The 7,963-nt window shown below is 65.2% G+C and carries 3 protein-coding genes; 2 read left to right on the top strand and 1 reads right to left on the bottom strand.

Going from position 1 to position 7,963, the window contains the following annotated elements:
• Positions 1–49: 49 nt before the first annotated feature.
• Together ACFV0Q_RS34745 and ACFV0Q_RS34740 are read left to right on the top strand one after the other, a co-directional pair.
• A complete protein-coding gene (locus ACFV0Q_RS34745) occupies positions 50–7,015 on the top strand; it encodes a ricin-type beta-trefoil lectin domain protein (RefSeq protein ID WP_385010987.1) in 6,966 nt (2,321 codons plus the stop codon).
• A 153-nt stretch (positions 7,016–7,168) separates the two neighbouring features.
• Positions 7,169–7,492: a ribosomal protein L7/L12 gene (locus ACFV0Q_RS34740; protein ID WP_385010986.1), complete on the top strand. Its 324-nt coding sequence runs from the start codon at positions 7,169–7,171 to the stop codon at positions 7,490–7,492.
• 248 nt (positions 7,493–7,740) lie between these two features.
• Here the strand turns inward: ACFV0Q_RS34740 and ACFV0Q_RS34735 are convergent.
• The coding region (locus ACFV0Q_RS34735) for a transposase family protein (protein ID WP_385010984.1) at positions 7,741–7,963 on the bottom strand (223 nt) is incomplete at its 5' end.

Below are 7,963 nucleotides of genomic sequence, written 5' to 3'. Positions count from 1 at the left end.
CCGCGCAAGACGCGCGCGCCTCGCCGGGCGCACCGGCATCACCGTCTCGGTGGCGCTGCTCGCAACACTCCTGCCCATCCAGGCCTGGGCAGCGCCACCAGGAGACCGCAGCGGTGTCCAACTGCCGGGCCTTCAGCAGGACATGAAGGCCAAGCTCGACAAGGTCGAGGCCGCCAAGCTCGAGGGCTGGGCGGGGGCCCCGGTCCAGTCGCCGCCGGAGTACGAGCCGTCGAAGGTGACACCGCCGGCCGGTGGCACCGCCAGCGTCGCCCTGTCGGGTGACCAGCTCGTCCAGGCGGGCACGCTCCCCGTCAGCATCGGCAAGGCCTCGCCCACCGAGGCCAACCCGACCCCGCCCGCCCCTTCCGGTACTTGGTCGGTGGCGGTCGAGACGCGCACGGCCACGGAGGCCGCGAACATCGACGGCGCACTCATCAAGGTGACACCGCCCGCCGAAGGCTCGACTCCGGTGGATGTCCAGCTGGACTACAAGAAGTTCAAGGACCTGTACGGCACCGAGTGGGCCACCCGCCTGGAGCTCAAGCAGCTCCCCGAGTGCTTCCTGACGACGCCGGACCTGCCAGAGTGCACGGTCGCCCAGGACGTTCCGAGTACGAACGACCCGGCGACCGGTACCGTCCGGGCGACCATCGACCCGGCGACCGCGCCGAGCCAGGGCATGCGCACCATGGCCGGCGGCAGCGGCGGGCCGACGGTCCTGGCCGCCTCCGACGGCGCTTCGGGTGCTGGCGGTACCTACAAGGCCACGTCCCTGTCGCCTTCCGGGTCCTGGACCGCGGGCGGCAGCGGCGGCGGATTCTCCTGGTCCTACCCGCTGGACGTACCCGATGCACCCGCGGGGCCCACCCCGAAGATCGCCTTCGGGTATTCGTCCCAGGCTGTCGACGGCAGGACGTCCGTGGCCAATGGTCAGGCGTCCTGGATCGGAGATGGCTGGGGTTACGAGCCGGGCTTCATCGAGCGTCGGTACCGCTCGTGCGCTGACGACCGTAAGGCCAGCCCGTCGGCTCCTAACAACGACAACAGCACGGACAAGAAGAAGAACGACTTGTGCTGGGCCGGCGACAACCTCGTGATGTCCCTCGGCGGGTCCGCAACCGAGCTCGTCCACGACACCACGACCGGAGCCTGGGTCCCGGCGTCGGACGACGGCTCCCGGGTCGAGCGCAAGACGGACCCCAGCATCGCCAACGGTGCGAAGGACGGCGAATACTGGGTCGTCACCACCCGTGACGGAACCCGCTACTTCTTCGGCCGCCACGACGTCGACGGCGCTGGCAGCCGCCCCGTCACCAACTCGGTCTTCACGGTGCCGGTCTTCGGCAACCACCCTGGCGAGCCCTGCTACCAGACCTCCTTCGCCGCCTCCTCCTGCGAGCAGGCCTGGCGGTGGAATCTCGACTACGTCGAGGACGTCCACGGCAACGCCATGATCATCGACTGGGCCAAGGAGACCAACCGCTACGCCAAGAACGGCAAGTACAAGGAAGCTGTCTCCTACACCCGGTCTGGGTACCCGAAGCAGATCACCTACGGTCTGCGCAGCGACAACCTCTCCGGGGCTCCGGCGGGCAAGGTCGAGTTCGCCGTCGCGGAACGGTGCATCAAGGAAGGCACCACCCAGTGCTCGGATGCTGAGTTCGAGGGCAACAACTACGGTGACAAGCAGCCCTGGTGGGACACGCCCTCCACGCTGAACTGCAAGGCGGATGCCAAGGACTGCTACAGCGGTGCGCCGACGTTCTGGTCGCGTAAGCGGCTGACCGCTGTCACTACCTACGGCCAGCGCACTGCGGGTTCCACTGCCCTGTCTCTGGTGGACCGGTGGACGCTCGCGCAGTCGTTCCCCAGGCAGCGCACGGACACGCACCCGCCGCTGTGGCTTGAGTCCATCACCCGCACCGGCTACGGCACCACCAAGGACGGCGCGGGCAATCAGGAGAGCATCTCGCTCCCGCCGGTGTCCTTCCTGCCCAATGTCCAGGACATGCCTAACCGCGTCGCGGCCAGTGCCACCGACGCGACCCCGGACTTCGACCGTCTGCGCATGGAGACCATCCGCACTGAGACCGGCGGCGAGGTATCTGTCGACTACTCCGCACCCTGCCCTGTCGGCGGAGCGCACCCGAAGCCGGAGGAGAACACCACCCGCTGCTTCCCCGTCCGCTGGTCCCCGGACAGTGAGCTGGAGACGCCGCCGCTGGAGTGGTTCAACAAGTACGTCGTCGACAAGGTCACCGAGAAGGACCGCGTCGCCCGCCAGCCTGACGTCACCACCAGCTACACCTACGAAGGCGACGCCGCCTGGGCCAAGGACACCGACGAGTTCTCCAAGCCCGAACGGCGCACCTTCAACGAATGGCGCGGCTACGCAAGCGTTGTGGCGAACAAGGGCGTCACGGCCAACGCGGGCAAGAGCGACGCAACCGAGCAGTCTCAGACCCGCACTCGGTACTTCCGCGGCATGTCCGGGGACGCCGGCCGCCCAAAGATCACCATCAAGGACTCCGCCAACACCGAAGACCTCGGCGAGGACCTCCGCCAGTACCAGGGCGCCGTCGCCGAGACCATCACCTACACCCGGGCAGGCGGCAGCGTCCTCTCCCGCATGCTGACCTGGCCCTCAAGCCAGAAGACGGCAAGTAGGCCACGGGACGGCAACACCCCTCTGGAGGCCTTCCGAGGCAGCACTGCGCGCACGGACGAGATCAACAACATCAGCGGCGGCAAGTCTCGCATGGTCCGCACCCGCAACACCTACGACACGACCTACGGCCTGCCTCTCACCGCGCAGACCGAAGTACTGTCGAACAACGGATCGGGCTGGGCCACCGTTGAGCAGAACTGCATCACCACCAGCTACGTCCACAACACCGGCCAGAACCTGATCGGTCTGCCGCAGAGGGTCCGAAAGACCCTGGGTGACTGTGCGCAGAGCGCGACCGGCACCGTTCTCACAGACTCCCGTACCTCCTACGATGCCCTGAACTCCTTCGGGACCGCGCCGACGAAGGGGCTGGTTTTCCAGACCGACACCCTCGACGCGGCGGGCACCGGCTGGATCATCAGCGCCCGCACCGAGTACGACGCTCTCGGCCGCGGCGTGAAGACCTACGACGCCGCCGGCAACACGTCATCCACAGCCTTCGCGCCGGCATCCGGTCCTGCGTTCACCGTGACGAAGACCAACGCCCTCGGGCACACCTCGACCGTCACGGTCGATCCAGGCCGAGGCAGCGTCCTGGAGGCCACAGACGCCAACGGACGCAAGGTCACATCCAACTACGACAGCCTCGGACGCTCCACCGCCGTCTGGAAGCCCTCCCAGAAGCCCGGTACGGACAAGGCCGCCGTCACCTTCAGCTACCAGATCTCCGAGCACGAAGCCCCGGCGATCACCAGCAGCACCCTCAAGGACGACGGCACCTACACACAGAGCGTCGCCATCTACGACGGTCTGCTGCGCCCGCGCCAGACGCAGGCCGATGCGCTGGGCGGCGGCCGCCTGATCACGGACACCCTGTACAGCGCGAACGGCACGGTCCGCCGCACCAACAGCGCTTACTACGCGGAAGGGGCGCCGGCGAAGAAGATCTTCGTCCCGGAGAGCGTCTTCCAGGTACCCAACTCCACCGAGACGGCCTACGACGGGCTCGGCCGCACCATCCGCACCACGACCCTGCACTCGGACGTGGCCCAGTACTCGGCCACCACCGAGTACGGAGGCGACTGGACCCGAACCCGCACCTCACTCTCCCCCGACGGCACCACGCCCCTCAGGGGCAGCCGTGCGGCAGAGACCTGGACCGACGCCCTCAACCGCCCCACCGAGATCCGGAACTACACCGCCACCGACCTCACCACCTTCAACAAGACCACCTACGCCTACGACCCCCGAGGGAACCTGGCCAAGGTCACCGACCCCGCCGGCAACCAGTGGACCTACAGCTACGACGCCCGCGGACGCAAGACCAGCTCCACCGACCCCGACACGGGCACTTCCTCATCCGGGTTCAACACCCTCGACCAGCTGATCTGGACCAAGGACTCCAGCGGCCGCACCCAGTGGACGACGTACGACTCTCTGGGCCGGGCGACCGCGCTGCGTGACGACGCTGCCGACGGCCCGCTCGTCGCGTCCTTCACCTTCGACACCCTGCCGGGTGCGAAGGGTCAGCCCGTCGCCTCCACCCGCTACGAGAACGGCGCCGCATACACCAGCGAGGTCACCGGGTACGACGCCGAGTACAAGCCGACCGGATCGAAGATCACGATCCCGGACGTCCCCGCGACGAAGGGCCTGGCCGGCACCTACGCCTACAACACCGCCTACACCCCGACCGGCAAGGTTCAGTCGACCACCCTCCCGGCCACCCCGGGCGGCCTGGCAGCGGAGAAGCTGGTCACCCGCTACAACACCGACGGCATGCCGCAGAGCGTCTCGGGCCTGTCCTGGTACACCGCCGACGTCAAATACAGCCCGTTCGGCGAAGTCCTTCGCACCGCTTCGGGGAACGCCCCGAACCGGGTGTGGACCAGCACGCAGTACAACCCGAACACCGGTCAGGTGACCAATCAGGTCAGCGACCGGGAGACCGGCCCGAACCGGATCAGCGACGTCTCCTACGCCTACGACCCGGCCGGCACCATCACCTCCATCACTGACTCCCAGCCCGGCGGACGTGAGGACCGCCAGTGCTTCGCCTACGACCCGATGGGCCAGCTCACCAAGGCCTGGACCGGCAAGACCGCGGCCTGCACCGGCCCCACCCTGACCGACCTCACTGCAGGTCCGGACGGTGACGGTTTCTGGCAGGAATACCAGTTCGACACGATCGGCAACCGCACCAAGCTGATCAACCACGACCTCACCAACCCGGCGCTGGACGACGAGACCACCTACACCTACGGCGTCACCATCGCCGGCGGCGCCCAGCCGCCAGTGAAGACCCAGCCCCACGCCCTGGCGAAGGCTGAGAAGACCACCCGGAATCCGGGCTCCACGGTCACCTCGCTCACCGACTACACCTACGACGCGTCCGGCAACACCAAGACCCGGCGTATCGACGGTGACACCCAGACCCTGAACTGGGACCGCCGGGGCAAGATCACCTCCGCCACCAGCCCCGGCATCGGAGCCGTCTCCGTCATCGGAGCCTCCGGCAAGTGCATCGACGTCGAAAGCGGCAGTACCACCGACGGCACCCCGGTCCAGATCTACCCCTGCAACAAGAGCAAGGCCCAGCAGTGGCGCCTGACCGGCAACACCGTCCGCGCCCTGGACAAATGCCTGACCACCAGCGGCACCAAGCTGATCCTGGCCACCTGCGACGGCAGCGACAAGCAGAAGTTCGTCTACCGCGCCAGCGACAAATCCCTCAACAACCCGGCCACCAACCAGTGCGTCGACGTCCCCAACAACGCCGCCGACGGCAGCGACCTCCAGCTGTGGTCCTGCAACACCACCGGACCCCAGCAGTTCACCTTCGACAACACCACCACCTACATCTACGACGCCGGCGGCAACCGCCTCATTGAGGAAACCGGAAGCTCCCGCACCCTCTATCTCGGCGAAGCCGAGGTCACCGTCAACAAGGCAGGCCAGGCCCTCGACGCCGTCCGCTACTACAGCGGCCCCGGCGCCACGACCGTCCGCCGCACCAGCGGCAAGGCCACCAACCACCAGCTCAGCGTCCAACTCGCCGACCACCACGGCACTGCCACCACCACCGTCGACCAGAACACCGGCCAGACGGTCACCCGCCGCAAGTCCGACCCCTACGGCAACCCCCGCGGCACCCAGCCCGGAAACTGGCCCGGCAACCGCGGCTTCCTCGGCACCGGCATAGACGACACCAACACCAGCCTGACCCACATCGGCGCCCGCGAATACGAATCCACCACCGGCCGCTTCATCTCCGTCGACCCCATCATCGACATCACCGACCCGCTCCAGATGAACGGGTACACCTACTCCAACGCCAACCCCATCGGCAACGCGGACCCGTCCGGCCTCAAATACTTCGAAGGAATGAACGACGGCGGCTTCGAAGCCGCCCCCAACCGAGCCCCCGAAGCCGCAGGAAACTACAGCGCCAGCCATGGGACCTGGAACAGCGCCTACGGCACAGTCCGCCCGGCCCCCGGGAGATGCGGCTGGTACTGCACTGGCGGCACCCTCCCCACACCAAGCCCCACCAGCAGCCACCGATCAAACCCCCCGGTCAAGAACGCCACCAATCCCAACGGACATGTAGAGACCATCTGCAACCGCGCCTCATGCAAAAGCCACTGGGTCAACCAGCCCATGGGCAACGACAGAGACCTCGCCGCCGGATTCATAGCCGGAGTCGCAGACGGCCTGACATTCGGATGCCAAGCATTCAAGTTGTTCGGCGAGGTCGAATGCTGGGGCGATGGAATCCGAAAAGATGCAGTAAAAGACTATAATGTCAACGCCGACACTGCCGCCTATGGGATGGGATACCAAGCAGGAGGGGCCGTCGGCTCGCTCCCTTACGGCCCAGTCGCCCCTGAGTCTTCAGGCGCATCCCAACTGGCCAGAGGGATCGGCATCGCCTACGAAGCCAGCGAAACCCCATTCCTGCTACGCGGCATGATGAAACATCCTGGGGGGGATGGGATTCCTGTATCAGGCCGTCTGTCCCCGGCAGAGATGGCGGCACTAACTAACGCAACCAACACCGAGTGGGGGCTCGTCTACCAGTACGGACCAAAGGCCAACGGCGGCGGGGGGCAGTACTATCTCTACTCAGGAGGCGCTCACTCCACACCAATGGGGCCCATGCAGGCAGATAGAATGTGGATATATCACTCACACCCCACATACCCCTATGCGAGTGTAGAAGATATGAAAAATGTAGATAGGCTTACAGGAATGGGCTCACCACAAAGGTCGTCCATGATTGTACTAAGAGACGGAACGACCATCCGGTATGGCACCACCTACAACTCAACAGGAGGACCCAGATAGTCGACCCAGCCAGTATCCAGCAGGGCCACCATTCAGCAAACTCACAGGAGTCGATCTCCAGACTTCCCAACTAGAGATCAAATTCCATTAAAGCCTCATGGCGACCCAGAGAGGCTAAATCGAATTCCAAGAATCCACTTCGAGGAGGATTAGATGGAGGAGCCGGGATTTCGAGCTATTCTGCAAGAAGTTGGCAGTGGGAAAATCGAGGTAGTTCACGCAATTCGGAAAATCACGGGACTCAGCCTATGGGGCAGCAAGCAACTCGCTGAGCGCACACCTATAGCAGTCACAGAGGTAAATTGGCTTGAGGTTGCAAGAGATGCAGCCAGAGACCTGCAGGCAGCTGGGGCGGGTGCGACGGTAGTATGTGACTGGTGTGCACGCACTATCCCCGAAAATTGCCCTGTCGACCCCGGTCCGTGCGCAGGACCTTGGCCTCCAGGAACTTGCCGCGCCAGCTCCCCTCCTAAGTAATCACTGAGAGCGAAAAATACCATCACGATTCAGGCTGAGGTGTGGGTAATAGATTCGCCCACACGTTAGACCGGTTCAATGAAGCCCCCTAGGGTACCTCCAAGGGGGCTTCATTTCGTTTTCGTACGGGCGCTCAAGCCGCCATTGGCCTAACACTGGGAAATTCGACTAACCGACAACTGATCAACGCGCGCCAGATTTCAGCCATTTCAATAACCAGCTTATTGCACCTTAGGGCTCGCAGAGAATCAACATGCCGACTTGATCTCCGTGGGGCTGTTGTTGGTGACGAACGCGGCGACGTCGGCGGGTGTGCGGAACCTGGTGTGGCCGTACTCGGCAAGGAGGGGCTGGACGTGCTGAACGGCCCTGGTGATGGTGCTGCCGTTGACGCCGAAGAGCTGGGCGATCAGGTCTCGGGTTCCGAGTTTGCGCCGGTAGAGCACGGTGGCCAGGACTCTGTCGGCAGTG

The sequence above is a fragment of the Streptomyces sp. NPDC059564 genome, from assembly GCF_042735575.1.
Classification (GTDB): Bacteria; Actinomycetota; Actinomycetes; order Streptomycetales; family Streptomycetaceae; genus Streptomyces.
Note: the sequence above shows the minus strand (reverse complement) of the source record. Positions and strands in the feature narration are given on the sequence as shown.